Origin of the sequence: Sorangium sp. So ce302, assembly GCF_051530145.1 — a bacterium.
GTDB lineage: Bacteria > Myxococcota_A > Polyangia > Polyangiales > Polyangiaceae > Sorangium > Sorangium cellulosum_B.
This window is the reverse complement of record NZ_CP150326.1, coordinates 3,443,267-3,460,524: the sequence shown is the minus strand read 5'-3', so window position 1 is coordinate 3,460,524 and position 17,258 is coordinate 3,443,267. Positions and strand designations below refer to the sequence as shown.

At 70.1% G+C, this 17,258-nt stretch carries 11 protein-coding genes; 7 read left to right on the top strand and 4 right to left on the bottom strand.

Translation table 11 applies throughout. The features are described 5' to 3' along the window. The first annotated feature begins 167 nt into the window (after nt 1–167). From WME73_RS13370 to WME73_RS13360, 3 genes are all read left to right on the top strand, one after another. Nucleotides 168–2,462, top strand: coding sequence for a lantibiotic dehydratase (locus tag WME73_RS13370; protein WP_437915958.1), 2,295 nt, complete (start codon nt 168–170; stop codon nt 2,460–2,462). A 10-nt stretch (nt 2,463–2,472) separates the two neighbouring features. Then, nucleotides 2,473–3,657 (top strand): M20 aminoacylase family protein, encoded by a 1,185-nt coding sequence (locus WME73_RS13365; protein WP_437915957.1) that lies wholly within the window; start codon nt 2,473–2,475, stop codon nt 3,655–3,657. Nucleotides 3,658–3,967: 310 nt separating this feature from the next. Then, nucleotides 3,968–4,948 carry a hypothetical protein gene (locus tag WME73_RS13360; RefSeq protein WP_437915956.1) on the top strand — a complete coding sequence of 327 codons (981 nt, stop codon included), beginning with the start codon at nt 3,968–3,970 and terminating at the stop codon, nt 4,946–4,948. Between the two features lie 109 nt (nt 4,949–5,057). On the opposite strand, the gene WME73_RS13355 is transcribed toward WME73_RS13360, so the two are convergent. Then, entirely contained in the window at nt 5,058–5,618 is a 561-nt protein-coding gene (locus WME73_RS13355) for a dihydrofolate reductase family protein (protein WP_437915954.1), read from the bottom strand. 88 nt (nt 5,619–5,706) lie between these two features. Between WME73_RS13355 and WME73_RS13350 the strand changes: the two genes are divergently transcribed. Continuing rightward, nucleotides 5,707–6,357, top strand: a complete 651-nt coding sequence (locus WME73_RS13350; RefSeq protein WP_437915953.1) for a winged helix-turn-helix transcriptional regulator — start codon at nt 5,707–5,709, stop codon at nt 6,355–6,357. An 84-nt stretch (nt 6,358–6,441) separates the two neighbouring features. Here the strand turns inward: WME73_RS13350 and WME73_RS13345 are convergent, their stop codons facing one another. Next, entirely contained in the window at nt 6,442–7,902 is a 1,461-nt protein-coding gene (locus WME73_RS13345; RefSeq protein WP_437915951.1) for a serine/threonine-protein kinase, read from the bottom strand. Nucleotides 7,903–8,392: 490 nt separating this feature from the next. Beyond that, nucleotides 8,393–10,723, bottom strand: a complete 2,331-nt coding sequence (glgX, locus tag WME73_RS13340) for a glycogen debranching protein GlgX (RefSeq protein ID WP_437745849.1) — start codon at nt 10,721–10,723, stop codon at nt 8,393–8,395. A gap of 300 nt (nt 10,724–11,023) precedes the next feature. Between glgX and WME73_RS13335 the strand changes: the two genes are divergently transcribed. Both WME73_RS13335 and WME73_RS13330 read left to right on the top strand, forming a co-directional pair. Then, nucleotides 11,024–12,676, top strand: coding sequence for a 4-alpha-glucanotransferase (locus WME73_RS13335; RefSeq protein WP_437915950.1), 1,653 nt, complete (start codon nt 11,024–11,026; stop codon nt 12,674–12,676). A 180-nt stretch (nt 12,677–12,856) separates the two neighbouring features. Next, on the top strand, nt 12,857–14,164 hold the full coding sequence (locus WME73_RS13330; protein ID WP_437745847.1) for an ammonium transporter: 1,308 nt from the start codon (nt 12,857–12,859) through the stop codon (nt 14,162–14,164). Between the two features lie 102 nt (nt 14,165–14,266). Here WME73_RS13330 and WME73_RS13325 read toward each other — a convergent pair whose 3' ends face one another. Beyond that, nucleotides 14,267–14,932 (bottom strand): hypothetical protein, encoded by a 666-nt coding sequence (locus WME73_RS13325; RefSeq protein WP_437915948.1) that lies wholly within the window; start codon nt 14,930–14,932, stop codon nt 14,267–14,269. Nucleotides 14,933–15,180: 248 nt separating this feature from the next. On the opposite strand from WME73_RS13325, the gene WME73_RS13320 reads away from it, so the two are divergent. Then, a complete protein-coding gene (locus tag WME73_RS13320; protein WP_437917388.1) occupies nt 15,181–16,920 on the top strand; it encodes a recombinase family protein in 1,740 nt (579 codons plus the stop codon). Nucleotides 16,921–17,258 lie beyond the last annotated feature (338 nt).

Below are 17,258 nucleotides of genomic sequence, written 5' to 3'. Positions count from 1 at the left end.
CGCACCAGGCTCCATGCCACGGATGAGAAATCATGTCTGTCACGATGAAACTCGCCGCCGAAGCGCCTGCTTTAGACATTGAGGGCCAGGCGCGCCGCCCGTCCGAGCAAGACGTTGAAGGCGGCGCGTCGAGCCACCTGGTGCCGCTGGCCGGAGGACCGTTCGGGTTGTGGCCTTTCGCGTGTGTTCGCGGCGCGGGGTTCGCGGCGCAAACCATCCTCTCGCTCGCGGCCCCCTTGACCGCCGCCCTGCTCGACAGGGCGCTCGACGCCGGAGGGGCCGCCCCGGCGAAGAGCGTGATCCACGCGGATCTGCAGCGCTCGTTCGAGGTGGAGACCGCGCGCGTCAGCGAGGCGCTGCGCGCGGCGGTGCAGGATGACCGGTTCCGCGAGGCGGTGGTCTGGCAGAACCGGCGCGCCCTGCACACGGGGCTCGACGGCCTCCTGCGCAAGCCGCCCGGCCACCGGGACAAGAAGACGCGGCAGAGAGAGGCGCTCGTCGCCTCCTACCTGCAACGCTACTGCGTCAAGAACGACTCCATCGGCTTCTTCGGGCCCATCGGCTGGTGCCGGATCGGCCTCGGCCCCGAGGCGATCGCCGCCCGGCCCGGACCAGGCCTGCTCGCCGCGCGGAAGGTCTACTTCGAGAGCTGGGCCATCGACGCGATCGCGTCGCTGTTGAGCTCGGACCCGGAGCTCAGGCCGTTCGCGGCGCCCCGGCTGCTCCCCTACATCCGCGTCGATGGGGGCGCTCTGCAGGTGCCGTCCGTCGGGGCCATGCCGCTCACGCCGGCGCAGGCTGCGGTCCTGGAGGGCTGCGACGGCGCGACGACCGCGAGGGCGCTCGCGCGGCGGCTCGCCAGCGATCCGTCGCTCGGGCTCAGCGGTGAAGCGGAGGTGTTCGAGATCCTGGACAGGGCGTGCGCGATGAGCGTCATCGCCTGGGACTTCGAGGTCGCGCTCCAGCTGTCGCCGGAAGAGGCGCTGCGGCGCGCGCTCGCGGGGATCGAGGATCAGGCGCTCCGCGAGCGCGCGCTCATGCCCCTCGACGAGATCGAGCGGGCGCGCGACGAGGTCGCCGCCGCGGCCGGCGACTCCCGGGCGCTCGACGCCGCCATGACGCGCCTGGAGGACACGTTCCACCGCCTGACCGGCGCGGCCACGACGCGCTCCGATGGAGAAATGTACGCGGCGCGCACGCTCGTCTACGAGGATTGCAGGCGCGACCTGGACCTGGAGATCGGCGCTCCGCTGCTCCAGAAGCTCGCTCCGCCGCTGTCGCTCCTGCTGCTCAGCGGCCGCTGGGTGACCTACGAGGTCGGGCGCCGTTACCTCGGGGTGCTGCGGGACCTGTTCGAGCGGCTCTCGGCGCAGCAGGGCGGCGGCCCGGTCGAGCTCACGGTGTTCCACAAGGCGCTCGCGGAGAGCGAGCCGTGGATGCGGGAGATGCGCGGCATGCCGGAGTGGGTCGGGCAGGTGCAGCACGAGCTGCAGCGCCGCTGGGCCGAGATCCTCCAGGTGCCGGCCGGCGCGCGCTCCGTCGAGCGGGATCCGGCCGCGCTGCTGCCGGACGTGCAGCGCGCGTTCGACGTGCCGCGCCCGGGCTGGGCCAGGGCTCGTTATATGTGCCCGGATCTGATGATCGCGGCCAAGGACGTGGAGGCCCTACGCCGGGGGGAGTGCGAGCTGGTCATGGGCGAGATGCACCTGACGCACACGCTGACGGCGTCCTGCTTCGCTTTCCAGCACCCGTCGATGCGCGAGCTCATCGATCTCTGGGAGCTCGACAACCCGGCCCCGAGCGTCATCCCCGTGCTGCCAAAGGCGCAATGGTGCCAGCGCATCAACGAGATCGCCCTGGGCTCCGGGGACTTCCGTTATGCGTTCTCGCGGGAGCCTTCTCCCGCGCCTCGGGCGCGGACGCTGCGCGTGGCGGACCTCGTCGTGGTGGACCAGGACGGGGCGCTCGAGGTCCACGCGCGGGGCGGCGGCTACCGCGGCGGCCTCCTCGATTTCATGGGCATGATGCTCTCGTCGATGGTCACCAACGCCCTGGACGTCCTGCCGGCCGAGGACCACACGCCGCGGCTCAAGATCGGCGATCTCGTGGTCGCGCGAGAGCGCTGGCGCTTCGTCGCGTCGCAGGTGACCTTCGCGCGCGAGGAGGAGCCGCTCGCTCGCTGGCTCGCGGCGCGGCGCTGGAAGCGCGCGCACGGGCTGCCGCGGTTCATCTTCCTCAAGTCGCCCTTCGAGGCCAAGCCGTACTACGCGGACCTCGACAGCCCGATCTTCGTGGACACCATCGCCAAGATCCTCCGGCGCGCCAGCGAGCTGGACGCGTCGGCGAAGGTGAGCGTCGCCGAGATGCTGCCGTGCATCGATGAGCTCTGGCTGACGGACGCGGACGGCGAGCGGTATACATGCGAGCTCCGGCTCGTCACCTTCGACGCCAAGGGGCTCTAGGACCTTCGCCATGCCTGCCATCCATCGACTCGACGCCCTCCACGCTGAAATGACCGCGTGGCGCCGTGACCTCCACGCCCACCCCGAGACCGCGTTCGAGGAGGCCCGCACCTCGGACTTCGTGGCGGAGAAGCTCTCGTCCTTCGGCGTGGAGGTCCACCGCGGCCTCGCGAAGACCGGCGTCGTGGGCACGCTGAGGGCCGGGTCGGGCCGCCGCGCCATCGGGCTCCGGGCGGACATGGACGCGCTGCATGTCCACGAGGCGAACACGTTCGCCCATCGCTCGCGGAACGAAGGGAGGATGCACGCCTGCGGCCACGACGGACACACGACGATGCTCCTCGGCGCCGCCAGGCACCTCGCCGAGACGAGGGCCTTTGACGGCACCGTCCACTTCATCTTCCAGCCCGCCGAGGAGAACGAGGGGGGCGGCCGCGTGATGGTCGAAGACGGCCTGTTCGAGAAGTTCCCGGTGGAGGCCGTCTTCGGCATGCACAACTGGCCTGGCATTCCCGCCGGCCAGTTCGCCGTGATGCCCGGGATCATGATGGCGAGCTTCGATATCTTCGAGATCAAGATCACGGGCCGCGGCGCCCACGCGGGGATGCCTCACCACGGCGTCGATGCGATCGTCGCGGGGAGCGCGCTCGTGCAGGCGCTGCAGGCGATCGTGAGCCGCAGCGTGAGCCCGGTCGACGCGGCGGTGGTCAGCGTCACGCAGTTCCACGCCGGCGACACGTGGAACGTGCTCCCGGATGAGGTCACGCTGCGCGGCTCGGCGCGGGCGCTCAAGCCCGAGGTGCAGGCGCTCGTCGAGGGCGCCATACGCCGCATCTGCGACGGCATCGCCGCCGCTCATGGCTGCAAGGTCACGGTGCGGTACGAGCGCCGCTACCCGCCCATCATCAACACACCGAAGGAGGTCGCCATGGCGATCGCGGCGATGACGCAGGTGATCGGCGGCGACAAGGTGCTCACCGACATTCAACCCACGATGGGCGCCGAGGACTTCGCGTTCATGCTGCGCGAGAGGCCCGGCGCCTATGTCTGGCTCGGCAACGGCGTCGCCGGCGAGAGCCGCATGCTGCACAACCCTGGTTACGACTTCAACGACGAGATCCTGCCCATCGGCGCGAGCTACTGGGTGACGCTCGTCGAGCAGACGCTGTCGAAGGTGGCCCTCGCCTCGCCGTGAGCGTCGACTCGACTTTGGCGCCTTTGCGCGCGTGGTCCCCGAACGCCGCGCCGTCGTCCAGCACGAGCGCTCCGACATAACACATGCCGCCTTCGAGCGCCGGTCCGCCGCCACGCGCGATATCCAGGGCGCAACGAGCGGCGGCGACTCCACCCTCGACGGAGGCTGACGCCACAGCGGCCCTCCGTAGACTGGATTGCGGTCCATCCTGACAGGTGAGTTGATGTCGCGTCGCCTACCCTGGCGGGCATCGTGATGGCGCGATCGCCGCGAGTGCTCGCGACGATGCGCCGCCGCGAGGAGGCAACCCATGCCCGCGAACCGTTCTCCGCTCGCCGCGATCGCGCTCCTGTCGCTGTTCGCTCTCCCTGCATGCTCCGCCGACGATCCGCCTGTCCGCGCCGAGGATCCGCCCGCCGCTGCCCCGCTCTCGCACGGCGATGCCTCGGACGACGGTTGCCTGCGCTTCCCGCGAACGGTGGGCGGCCTGGATGCCGGCTTCGAGACGCCGGAGAGCGCCTATTGGGACGAGGGAACGGAGGCGTGGTACGTCGCCAACATGGCCGGCGTACCTGACGAGATGCTCGAGAGGCCCAGGTTCAAGGACGGTCGCGGCTGGATCAGCAAGCTCGACCGGTGCGGCAGCATCGTCGAGGCGAAGTGGCTCTCGGGGATGAACGCGCCCAAGGGCATCCGCGTCGCGCAGGGCAAGCTTTACACCTCCGACATGGATGAGCTCTTGATCATCGATCTCGCCACCAAGGACGTGCGCAGGATCCCGGCGCTCGGCGCGATCTTCCTCAACGATCTCGCGCTCGCCGACGATGGCACCGTCTATATCAGCGACAGCTTCACCCGCACCGTGTGGCGCTGCAAGAACGAACGATGCGCCCCCTTCTTCTGGTCCCCGCTCCTCAACGTTCCCAACGGCCTGCTCGTGGACGGCGACAAGCTGGCCATCGTCACGCTCGGCACGTTCAGGGCTCCTTCCTCGCTGGGCAAGGTCTGGATGCTCGATCTCGAGAGCAAGGAGCTCACGCGGTTCGGGACGCTCGAGGCGAAGCTGGACGGCATCGAGCGATACAGGGATGGATACCTCGTCTCGGTGAACGCGCCTCCGGCCGTCTACTGGGTCACGTCGACGAGCTCGACCCTGGTGCGTGATTTCAGGGACGACGGGCTCACCGCGATCAACGACCTCGGGCTCGATCCGGCCCGGAGAGTGGTCGCGGCGCCGGCGTTCTTCCAGCATACGGTGACGTTGTTCCGGGTGCCGAGAAACCCTCGGTAGCGCCGAGGTCGGTCCGTCAGACAGATCCGAGCGACGACGCCCTCGCCGCGGCGCGGGTCCTGGAGACCGCAGCCAGCCTGCGGGCGCGGCGCGCCTCCGTCAGGCCCTGTCACGCCGTCGCATCGTACCAGAGCACGACATTCCCGTTGCTGAAGCTGCGCGTCTTCTTCAGCCGGAGGTTCGCCCGCTCCTTGACCCCCTCGAACAGCGTCCTTCCGCTGCCGAGGACGATCGCGTTCACGACGAGCTCGTACGCGTCGACCAGACGCGCGTCGGTCAGCTGGGCGACGATGCTGCCGCTTCCCATGATGACCATATCAGGCCCGGGCTCCGCCTTCAGCTTGCGCACCTCTGCCGCGAGATCGCCCTTGAGCAGCCTCGTGTTGTTCCACGACGCGCTGTCGAGGGTCCTCGAGAAGACGACCTTCGGCAGGCTGTTCATCCGCTCGGCGACGGCGGGAGCCCGCTCCAGCGCCGCGGGGGTGGGCCAGAAGCTCGCCATGAGCTCGTAGGTGACCCGGCCAAAGACGAGCTCGCCCCCGCCGCGCGCGTTCTCCGCGGCGAACGCGCCCCACTCCGCGTCCCCTTTGTGTGCCCAGCTCATGTCGCCGTGGCCGTCCGAGAAATAACCGTCCAGCGAGATCTGGTTGAAGACGGTGAGCTTGCGCATGCTGTTCCTCCTGATGTCCGCGTCGTCTGTCAGTCCTAGTTTAGGACCATTTGGTCCTCCTTCGCAAGTGCTGTAGGATGCGGCCGCCATGACCGGTCTGAGAAGCTACGGGGATCCCTGCGGCATCGCGCGAGCGCTCGATCTCGTCGGCGAGCGGTGGGCGCTCCTCATCGTGCGCGAGCTCCTGCTCGGTCCGAAGCGGTTCACGGATCTCCGCGACGGGCTTGCCGGCGCGAGCCCCAACGTGCTGTCGCAGCGGCTCCGCGAGCTCGAGGGCGGCGGCGTCGTGCGGCGGCACAAGGTCGGCGCGCCGACGTACGAGCTCACGGACTGGGGCCGCGAGCTCCATCCGCTGCTCGTGCAGCTCGGCCGCTGGGGCGCGCGATCGCCCGTCCGGCCCGCGGGCGCCCTGAGCGTCGACGCGCTGATGATCGCGCTCGAGGCGACGTTCGTCGCGGGCGAGGCAGCTGACCTCCGCGCGACCTACGAGCTCCGGCTCGGCGAAGAGCGGTTCTCGATCGAGGTCGATCGCGCGACCATCACCATCGCGCGGGGCGCTCCGCGCGCGCCGGACGCCGTGATCGCGACCGACCCGGCCACGTTGCGGGCGGTCGTCTTCGGTGACCAGAAGCTCGCCGAGGCGCCGGTCGAGCTCCAGGGCGACAGGCGCCTGGCCCGAACGTTCTTCCGCCTCTTCGCTCGGCCGCGGTCGACCCCTCGCAGCCCGCCCGCTGGATGACGGGCCGGCCCGGCGATCACGGCGCGCCGGAGGCCCCCGCGGGGCTCCACCAGCGGGCGCCGACGCGCCCTTCGCGGCCGACGCTCAGAAGATCGCGCTCTTCTGTTTGCCTGCGTCTCGCTTCCGCGAGGGCGCTTTGCCGGTGCTCGCCGGCGCGCCGGGCGCACGAACGGTGCGCGCCGCGGCTGGCTGCGGCGCGGGCGCCGGAGACGTCGGGACGGCGCGCGCCGCGGCTGACCGCGGCGTGGACGCCGGAGGCGTCGGGACGGTAGGCGCCGCGGCTGCCAGCGGCGCGGGCTCCGGAGGCGGCGGGACGGGGGACGGCGCTGTCGTCGCGGGCCCGGCCGCGGGAGCCGTCGCGGTCGCGCCCGCCTGGGGTGCCGCGGGCGCCTGCGCCACGAGCGCGCCGCGGGCGGCGGAGAGCACCTCGCCGCTGATCACCCGCAGCTCGGCGGCGGCCTCCAGGCGCTGCGAGGGCAGCGCGGTGGTGAGCAAAAGCCCCAGCCCGAGCGCCACGACGAGGCCAGCCGCCGCGAGGTGCAGCGTGGTCCGTCGAACCGGCGCGGCGGGCGCCGGCGCGATCGGCGCAGCCGACGGGCCGACCGCGGCCATGAAGGCGGAGATCATCGGCCCGATGGAGGGGAATCGCTCCGCCGGATCCAGCGCGAAGGCGCGCGCGAACCACGTCTCCAGCGCCGGCGGCGCGCCGGGGCACAGCGTCGACAGCGGGGGGCGCGCGCTCGCGAGGATGGAGGAGAGCACATCGGCGATGGTGCGGCCGGCGAACGGCTGCCGGCCGGTGAGCGCAACGTGCGCGACCACCGCGAGGGCCCACATGTCGAGCTGCGGGTCCGCGTGCCCGTCGCACGTGTGCTCCGGGCTCAGGTATCCCGGCGTGCCCAGCACCACGCCCTCCGCGGTCTGGCGGGGGAAATCGGCCGCCAGATCCTGGCGGATCCACTTGGCGATCCCGAAGTCGGCGACCTTGGCGCGCAGGCGCCCGTCGCGCCCCTCGCGGAGCAGGATGTTCGACGGCTTGATGTCGCGGTGCACGATCCCGAGGCCGTGCGCCACCGAGAGGGCCTCTCCGATCTGACGGAGGAGCGCGGCCAGCTCGGCCGCGGGCACCGGCCCTCGCTCGTGGATCAGCTGCCGGAGGGACCGGCCGCGCACGCACTCCATGACGAGGTACGGGCCCGCCTCGGAATCCTCACCGGCGTCGTGCACCGTGACGATGAAATCGGTCTTCCGCCCGAGCTGGGCGGCGACCTGCGCCTCGAAGCGGAAGCGCTCCATCGCGTCGATGGCCAGGTTCTGGCGCGGGAGCACGAGGAACTTGAGCGCGACCTCGAAGCGCCGGACGCTGTCGTGCGCGCACCACACCTCGCCCATCGCGCCCTGGCCGAGCGGATGCACGAGCCGGTACCGCCCGGCCACGACGCGGCCCGGAAGGAGCGCGGAGCGCGCCTCGTCCCGCCCTGCGCCGCTCGGAGGAGGAAGACCGAGCGGCGCAGGCTGCCCGCCCAGCGTGGTGGCGTCGCGCACGGCGTCTCTTACCGAGGAATCGGGCGGTCGCCCCAGAGAGGGCGGCTGCAGCACGCCGGTGATCTTCGTGCCGCCACCGTTTCCCGGACCGGTCGATGCGTCCATGGGACAACGACCTGAGGAGAGAGGCGACGACATTCCCTCAGCGTATCGCGAATGCGGATGCCTTTGAACGGCGAACCCCCCGCCCTCCTCGCGTACGTGCACCTGAAGGCGCACGCGGCAGCGTCGCGAGGCGCAGCGCTGCTGTACTTGTTGATGGCTGGCGCCGAGGGTACGGGCCACGGACGCCGCCCGCCGCACCGAAGCAGCAGCGCCCCCTCATGCCCCCCGGTCCGCCGCCGATGTACGCGTCCAGGCCGCGACACGACATCGGTTGCGCCGCACGACACCGGTCGCGCGACACGGGTTCGCGTGGCTTGAACGTGATCGAAAAGCACTTCACGGGTGACATCAACTCATCGCCGTCTGAGAGAGAGCGTCGGGACAGCTACGCCCGCTGCGCCTTCACCCGCTTGACCTTCTTCTTCTCCTTGCGCTCCAGGAGCCGCAGCACCGCCACGGACCGGTCGACGAGCAGGTAGCGCTCTCCCCCTGCCCTCGCGGGCACCGTGCGCGCCGGCTCCCCGGCGGTGCGGGTGTCGATGAGCACCTCCCACCGCTCGCCGAACTCGATCGCGGGCAGCACGAACTCCAGCGGCGAGTGGTTCGCGTTGATGAGCACGAGCAGCGTGTCGCCGGAGATCGGCTCGGCGCGCGGACCGAGCGCCGAGAGGGCGTCGCCCCCGAGCAGGTAGCCGACCGCCCGGGCGTTCGGGTGGGTCCAGTCCTCCGGCGTCATCTCGGCGCCGTCGGGGCGGAACCACACGATGTCCTTGAGCCCGCTCCCGTGCACGTAACCGCCCGAGAAGAACATCCGCCGGCGCAGCACGGGCTGGCTGCGGCGCAGGGCGATGAGGCGGCAGGTGAACTCGAAGAGCTGCTTCCGCCGCTCGTCGAGGTCCCAGTCGTGCCAGGAGAGCTCGTTGTCCTGGCAGTAGGCGTTGTTGTTGCCGAGCTGCGTCTTTCCGATCTCGTCGCCGGCGTTGATCATCGGCACCCCCTGCGAGAGGAGGAGCGTCGCGAGGAGGTTGCGCTTCTGGCGCTCGCGCAGCTCGACGACCGCGGGGTCGCTGGAGGGGCCCTCGACGCCGTGGTTGTAGCTGTGGTTGTTGTTCGTGCCGTCCCGGTTGCCCTCGCCGTTCGCCTCGTTGTGCTTCTCGTTGTACGAGACGAGATCGTTCAGCGTGAAGCCGTCGTGCGCCGTCACGAAATTGATGCTCGCGTAAGGGCGGCGCCCGCTGGACGCGTACAGATCGCTCGACCCGGTGAGCCGATAGCCGAGGTCGGCCGCCAGCAGATCCCCCTTCCAGAAGCGGCGCACCGAGTCGCGGTAACGGTCGTTCCACTCCGTCCAGAGGACCGGGAAGTTGCCGACCTGATAGCCGCCCTCGCCCACGTCCCACGGCTCCGAGATGAGCTTCGTGCGCGAGAGGACGGGATCCTGATGGATGATGTCGAAGAACGAGCTCAGGCGGTCGAAGTCATGGTGACCGCGGGCGAGGGCCGACGCGAGATCGAAGCGGAAGCCGTCGACGTGCATCTCGGTCACCCAGTACCGCAGGCTGTCCATCACCAGCTGGAGCGTCTGGTAATGACGCGTGTTCACCGTGTTCCCGCAGCCCGTGAAGTCCATGTAGTAGCGCGGGTTGTGCGGCACGAGCCGGTAGTAGGTCCAGTTGTCGATCCCCTTCAGGGAGAGCGTCGGGCCGAGGTGGTTCCCCTCCGCTGTGTGGTTGTACACGACGTCGAGGATCACCTCGATGCCGGCGGCGTGGAGCGCCTTCACCATCGCCTTGAACTCGGTCACCTGCTGGCCGAGCCGCCCGCTCGACGAGTAGCGGCCCGCGGGCGCGAGGTACGCGAGCGTGTTGTAGCCCCAGTAGTTGACGAGGCCGCGCTCCCAGATCTCGCGCTCGCTCGCCATCTCGTGCACGGGGAGCAGCTCGATCGCCGTCACGCCGAGCTTCTTGAAGTGGGCGATCGCCGCCTCGGAGGCGAGCCCGGCGTAGGTGCCGCGCAGCTCCTTCGGGATGCCCGGGTGCCGCTGGGTGAAGCCCTTGACGTGGACCTCGTAGATGATCGTGTCCTGCCAGCGCGTCGCCGGCGGCCGGTCGCCGTCCCACGCGAAGCGGTGGTCGACGACGACGGACTTCGGCGCGCCCCAGGCGCTGTCGCGGTGGCAGATCTCCAGGTCGTCGAGCGGGGCCGGCGGGGGCGGCGGCGTGGAGTCCTTCCCGCGCGCCTCGGCGGCGCGGCGATCGCTCGCCGTCTTGCCCGCGCGCCCGCCCTCGCCCTTCTCGGGCGCCGCGCCGTCCCGGCCCGCCTCCTTGGGCCGGCCAGCGCCGCCCTCGGGGTGCCCCCCGCGGTCGTAGGCGAAGAGCGGCGCCTTCCAGTTCGGCTCGCTGGAGAGCGCGTACGCGTAGGGATCGACGAGGAGCTTCGCCGGGTTGAAGCGCTGCCCGGAGCGCGGGTCGTAGGGCCCGTGCACCCGGTAGCCGTAAAGCTGGCCGGGCTTGAGCCCCGGCACGTAGCCATGGAAGATGTGGGCCGTCCGCTCGGGGAGCTCGATGCGCTCGCGCTCCACGACATCGTCGACGGCCTCGAAGAGGCAGAGCTCGACCTTGGTGGCGGACTGGGAGAACAGCGTGAAGTTGACCCCTTCGCCGTCAAAGACGGCGCCGAGTGGGGTGGGCGTGCCGGGCCATATGCGTCTGGTCATCTGAAAAACCTGTGAAGCCGCCCTATTCGCGAGATCGGCGCCGCTGTCGAGACACAAGCGCGCGCGGCCTGATTTTTCGGTCGCCGCCCCCGGGATCGCCCGCCGTTCGGCCGCTCGGCGGGCCCGCCCTCGCGCCGCGCGCGATGTCGCGGCCCTCCTCGCGAGCTCGGCAGCGGCCACGGCCGCGGCCTCGACGGAGGCGCGGCGGTGCTACCGCACGGTCGCAGAAGGAGCATCCAGGGCGGCGCGACCCGGGATAGACTTCGCCCCCGAACGCCTGGAGCCAAGCGAAAAACGCCCATGTCTTCCCCCTCTGCTGAAAATCAGTCCCAGAGCTCATCGTCGCCTTCCGTTCCCGGTTCCGGCGCGCGCCGCCGCATCGCCGGCGTGACGGTGCCGCTCTTCTCCCTGCGCAGCGATCGCTCGTGGGGCATCGGCGAGATCGGCGATCTCCCCGAGTTCGCCGCGTGGATGCGCGCCGCTGGCCTGCGCCTCGTGCAGCTCTTGCCGCTCGGCGAGGTGTCGGGGGGCGAGACGTCGCCGTACATGGCGCTCTCCGCGTTCGGCATCGATCCGATGTTCATCTCGCTGTCCGCCGTGCCCGAGCTCCCGGCGGAGCGCCTCGGCGAGGCGCTCGGCGACGACCTCGGGGCGCTCGATCGCGCGCGGAACAGCGCGCGCGTCGACTACGATCTCGTGCGCCGCGTGAAGGGGCGGGCGCTGCGCTTCGCCTTCGACGTGTTCGAGCGCGAGCACCACGCGAAGCAGACGCCGCGCGCGGCCGAGCTCGGCGAGTTCGTGAAGCGGCAGTCGGACTGGCTGCCCGACTACGCGCAGTTCCGCGCGTTCAAGGACGCCTTCGAGGGCAGGGCGTGGTGGGACTGGCCCGAGGCGATCCGCGAGCGCAGGCCGGAGGCGCTCGAGGCGCTGCGGCGCGAGCGCGCGCGGGACATCCTCTATTACGAGTATGTCCAGTGGCTCGCGCACGCGCAGTGGGAGGCGGCGCGCGCGGATCTCCGGGGCAAGGGCGTGGAGATCATGGGGGATCTCCCGTTCATGGTGTCGCGCGACAGCGCCGACGTGTGGGCGCACCAGGGCGAGTTCCGGCACGACATGACGGTCGGCGCGCCGCCCGACCAGTTCGACACGGAGGGGCAGCGGTGGGGGCTCCCGCCGTACTTCTGGGCCCGGATGCGCGAGAACGACTTCGCGTGGCTCAGGCGGCGCTGCCGCTACACGGGGCTGCTCTACGACCGGTTCCGGATCGATCACCTGGTCGGCTTCTACCGGACGTACATCTTCCCGGAGCAAGGGAGCCAGGGCCAGGGGAGCGAGCGGCCCAGGGCGACCTTCGATCCGGCGGAGGAGCCGGAGCAGCGCGAGCACGGCAATCGGGTCGTGGGGGCGATGCTGGCGGGGGCGGCGGAGACCGGGGCGCAGCTCGTGGCGGAGGATCTCGGCGCGGTGCCGGGGTGGGTCCGGGAGTCGCTCACGGAGCTCGGGGTGCCGGGCTACAAGGTGCTGATCTGGGAAAAGGATGACGTCGTGTTCAAGGATCCGTCGCAGTATCCGGCGCTCTCGGTGGCCTGCTTCGGGACGCACGACACCGACTCGGTGGTGGTGTGGTGGGAGTCGCGGGACGACCGGGAGCGCGCCGGGGTCCTCGATCTGCCGCAGCTGGCGCCGCGCCGGCAAGAGCTCGGCCCGCAGTTCACGAAGGAGACCCACCGCGCGTTGCTCGACCTGATCCTCGGCTCGACGAGCGAGCTCGTGCTGCTGCTCCTCCAGGACGTGCTCGCCACGCGCGATCGGATCAACGTCCCGGGGACCGTGGGGCCGCAGAACTGGTCGCTCCGGCTGCCGGCGCCGCCCGCTGCGCTCGATCGGGATCCCGAGGTGCGGGCCGCGCTCGATCGGGTGCGCGAGAGCATCGAGGCCAGCGGGCGCGGATAGTCTCACTGCAAATCCATCGACGCGCTGTAGGAGCGAGTCGGCCAGCGCGCTGACCGCGGAGGCGCCCGCGCGCTGACTCGCTGCGTCGTCGCGGTATGTTTCGTGCTGTCGCGAAGTATATGCCGACGAAACATTCCGGAAAACTGCCTTCTCTTAGTGTCGCCGTCGAGGAGGCCACCAGTGAACGAAATCAACGCCTCGGACACCACCTGGCTCCTGGTCTCGTCGGCAATGGTTCTGCTGATGACGCCAGCGCTGGCCCTGTTTTACGGGGGCATGGTCCGAACGAAGAACACGCTCAGCACATTCATGCACAGCTTTTTCGCCATGGGGATCGTGACCCTGGCGTGGGTGACGCTCGGGTACTCGATGGCGTTCGCTGAATCCAAGGGCGGGTTCATTGGCGGCTTCGACTACGCGTTCCTGAACGGCGTTGGCACCGAGCCGCGCGCCGGGACGACGGTGCCTCACCTCCTGTTCATGGCGTTCCAGATGATGTTCGCCATCATCACGCCGGCGCTGATCTCGGGCGCCTATGCGGAGCGCATCAAGTTCTCGTCGTATGTGGTGTTCACGCTGCTCTGGTCGCTCCTTGTCTACAGCCCGATCTGCCACTGGGTCTGGAACCCGGGCGGGTGGCTCCTCGCGCGCGGCGCGCTCGACTTCGCCGGCGGCACCGTCGTTCACCTGGCCTCGGGCGCGAGCGCGCTCGTGATCGCGATCGCGATCGGCAAGCGCAAGGGGTACCCGACGCGCAAGATCGTGCCGCACAACCTCACCATGACGCTGCTCGGCGCCGGCCTCCTGTGGTTCGGCTGGTTCGGCTTCAACGGCGGCTCCTCGCTCGCCGCGAACGGGCTCGCCTCCGTGGCGTTCGTGAACACGCACATCGCCGCGGCGATCGCGGCGCTCGCGTGGGCCCTGATCGAGGCCGTGCGCTTCGGCAAGCCGTCGCTCCTCGGCGTGGCGTCGGGGCTCGTCGCGGGCCTCGTCGCCATCACCCCGGCGGCGGGCTTCGTCGGCCCGATGGCGTCTGTCGCGATCGGGCTCGCGGCGGGCGCTGTGTGTTACGGCGCCGTGATGCTGAAGGGCAAGCTGGGTTATGACGACAGCCTGGACGCGTTCGGCATCCACGGCGTCGGCGGGCTGCTCGGCGCGCTGCTCACCGGCGTGTTCGCCTCCAAGGTGTGGAATTCGGCCGGCCAGGACGGCCTCATCAAGGGCAACTCGGCGCTGCTCACCGAGCAGGCGATCGCGGCCGCGGTCGCGGCGGCTTACGCGGCGGTGGTCACCTTCGTGCTCGTGAAGGGGATCAGCGCGGTGATGGGCTTCCGGGTCGACGAGGAAACGGAAGACGAGGGCCTCGACGGCGTCCTCCACGGCGAGGAGGCCTACTCGCTCGGCGAGGGCGGCGCCCACGCCGCCGAGAGCGTGCCCCCGAGCCCCAGGCCGGCGGCGGCACCCGTCCTCGTGCGCGAGAGCGCCTGATCCAGCGCAGCAGAGGCTCGCTCGCGGAGGCCGCCTGGCGGGTGCCAGGCGGCCTTCGTCGTTTTGTCCCCTTGGCCCCCTGCCCTTCCTGGCAGGGAGCGGTCACCTGCACGTGAAGGCGGGCTCTGCGGTCTCCTCGCAGCCGTGCTCGCACGTGACCTTGGCGCACCCGCAGCGGCGCAGCCCTCCGCGGTCGCCGTCAGCGCGCCGACCGCAGTCCTCGCTCAACGTGCGGCACTCGTCCTGGCAGCGCTCCTTCTGGGCGGGCGACGGCGCGCAATCGACGACCGCCGCCCCGCCGGAGGAGCCCGCGCTGCTGCACAGCTCGACGGACGCGACCTGCTCCAGCAGCGGGATGATCCCCCCGATCATGCATTGAGCGTGCGGCTCACAGACGTGGTCCCGCAGCACCGCCAGCACGCGGACGCGCTGCCCGGCCAGCGCGCGCCACTCGGGGCCGAGCCAGCGCTCGGCGTCCTCGATCGACAGGATTCTCCCGGCGATGAGGGGCTGCGAGCCCTTCGTCAGCGTCAGCGTACCGACCCAGCGCTCGCGCACCGGCGCGTCGCCAGGTCGCTCCCCCTCTGCCGGCGGAGACGCCGGCGGCGTGCCGGCGGGCGCGGCGCTCGCGGCGGTCGCCGGCGCAGCGGCCCGCGCCGTCGAGGCGACCCGCGCCGCCGGAGCCGTCGAGGAGGGCGCGCTCTCCGCGCAGCCCATCGCCCAGGCGCAGCACGCGCCGGCCAGCGCCCGGGGAAGCCATCGTCGCAATCCCGCCGAGACGGAGTGGAGCCGAGGGGAACGCACCGGGTTCATGGAAGGCACAGGACATTTTTACCATACGCCGGCGTGCCTGCGCGCCAGGGCGCGGCGGTCCGGCAGAGGGGGCCGCCCGCCGGCCGCTGCTTGGCGCCCGCGGCGCGCGGGATCGAGGACAGCAGCGCCTTCGCCCACCTGCTCCAGAGTAGCGGAACTTTTAGTACACGCAGAGGAGGCCGAAATTCAGGCCAAAACCGGCGATTTGCTCAGCCGGACGGGCTGAACTACGATCATCCTTTCCGACAGGTGAAACAAATGAAAGACGCAACCCCCAACGCCGCGATCCGGCGGACGCTCGGCTACCCGCGCGTCAGCCGAGGGAGCAGGAGATCGCAGGCGTCTCCCTGGACGCCCAGGCCGAGAAGATCGGCAACTACTGCCGGCTCCATTCGCTGCCGGAGCCGATCCTGTTCCCGGAAGTAGAGAGCGGCGGCGAGGAGAACGAGGCGAACCGGAAGAAGGTCGCCGCGCTCCTGGCGGACGTCCGCCGGGGGGACATGGTCATCGTGACGGACATCGACCGCTTCGGGCGCGACGTGGTCTTCATTGTCAAGAACGTTCGTCAGATCATGCGCAAGGGCGCCGTGTTCGTCGCCGTTGACAAGGGGTTCGATTCGCGATCGCCGATGGCAGAGGACACGCTCGCCAATTGGGCGGTCGGGGCGGAGCAGGAGCGCCGTCGGATCAAGGAGCGAACCGAAGGAGGGCGGAAGCACCTGCGCGCCCAAGGGTACTTCGTCGAAGGGCATCCGCCGTTCGGCTACGAACGCCAACCGAAGCCCAAAGGCACGAAGACGCCGCTCCCCCTCCGCGTGGTTCCGGAGCACGCCGCGGTGGTGCGTCGCATGTTCGCGCTCTGCCTTGAAGGCTATAGCGTATTCGCGACCGCTAAGCGGCTCCGTCAAGAGTACGGCAGCATCAAGGCGTTCGGGCGCGCCTGGGTTGTTACCGCGCTGCGCAACCGAACCTACACGGGCCGTGTCGCAAAGACCAGCGTGCGGCCGAGCGCCACGCGCGGCGTCGTGCAACTTCCGGCCGAGTGGATTCCTGCACATGAGGCGATCATCGACGATGAGACATTCAACAATGCTCAGCTTGCGTTGAGAGGCCGTCGCCGTGGGAGGAAGCCCCAGGCCGCGTCTGCGACAGCTAACCACTTGCTCCGTGGCATCTGCCGTTGCGCGGAATGCGGCGGCGGCGTTGCTGCCGTTCCGGTGGACTGCAAGAGCCGGCATAAGGTGGGTTATTATGTCTGTCGTGGTCACGTGGAGCAAAAAGAGAAGGGCGTGCGGTGCAAGTCCTCGGCATGGCTCCGCCAGCCCGACGCGGACGCCGCTGCGGGAGAGCAGTTCTTGGCGTTCGCTCGCTCGCTCCTCACCTCGCTTACTCGACCGCCGCGCCGGATCGAGAAGCCGGATTTTGCCGCCCAGCGCCGGGAGATCAAGATCGCGCGACAGCGAGTTGTTGAATTTGTTGCAAAGGGACTCTTCACGGTCGAGGACGTGAAGATGGAGTTGAATCGCCTTGATGACGCGCTTGCAGCAATCGAGGCGAAGGAAGCCGAGTTCAACGAGACGGTCGGCAACGACAATGTCGAGACTCGTAAGCACGCACATGCATATGTCCAGCAAATAGTCGATGAGTGGAGCGTTCTGCCGGTCGATGTTCAGCGAGCGCTGATCCGCGCGTTCTCCTCGAAAGTGGAGGCCACGAAGGACAAGCAGATCAGGATCACGTGGCGCGATCCGTCAGGGATATCAGCGGCGCATGGGGGGCAAGAACTGCCAGCGCTTCGCCCTGCGCCGATCGCCGTTGCGCTCCCTGCCCCGGCGCCCGTCGCCTCCTTCCCGCCGATCGTCGCTGCGCTTCCTGCGCCGTCCATGTCCGCGTGTGACTACCTCGGGTCGCCGGAACGTGCTCCGGCGTCCATCGAGCGTTAGCAGCATTGACCGCTCCGCCAGGCCGCGCGTCGGCCACCAGGCTGAGCGAGAGGACGGCGCGCGTGGTAGCGCGGGCCGCTGCCCTCCCAGGCGAAGCAGCCGCGGACGGGGCGCACGCGAGACGACGGATAACGAGACGCTGCTTCACCGGCGGATGCGCGCTTTGTCCCTGACGATGGTGCGCATGTCGTTTGTGCCGCTCGGCCGGACGGACGCGCCCGCGGCTGCGGACGCCCTGGCTCGAATAGACCTAGTGAGCACGTCCGGCATCGTCGATGTTAGCGCGAACCGCGGCGGGCTGCAGACGTACGAGCCTACGACAAAAACTGAACTGTTCC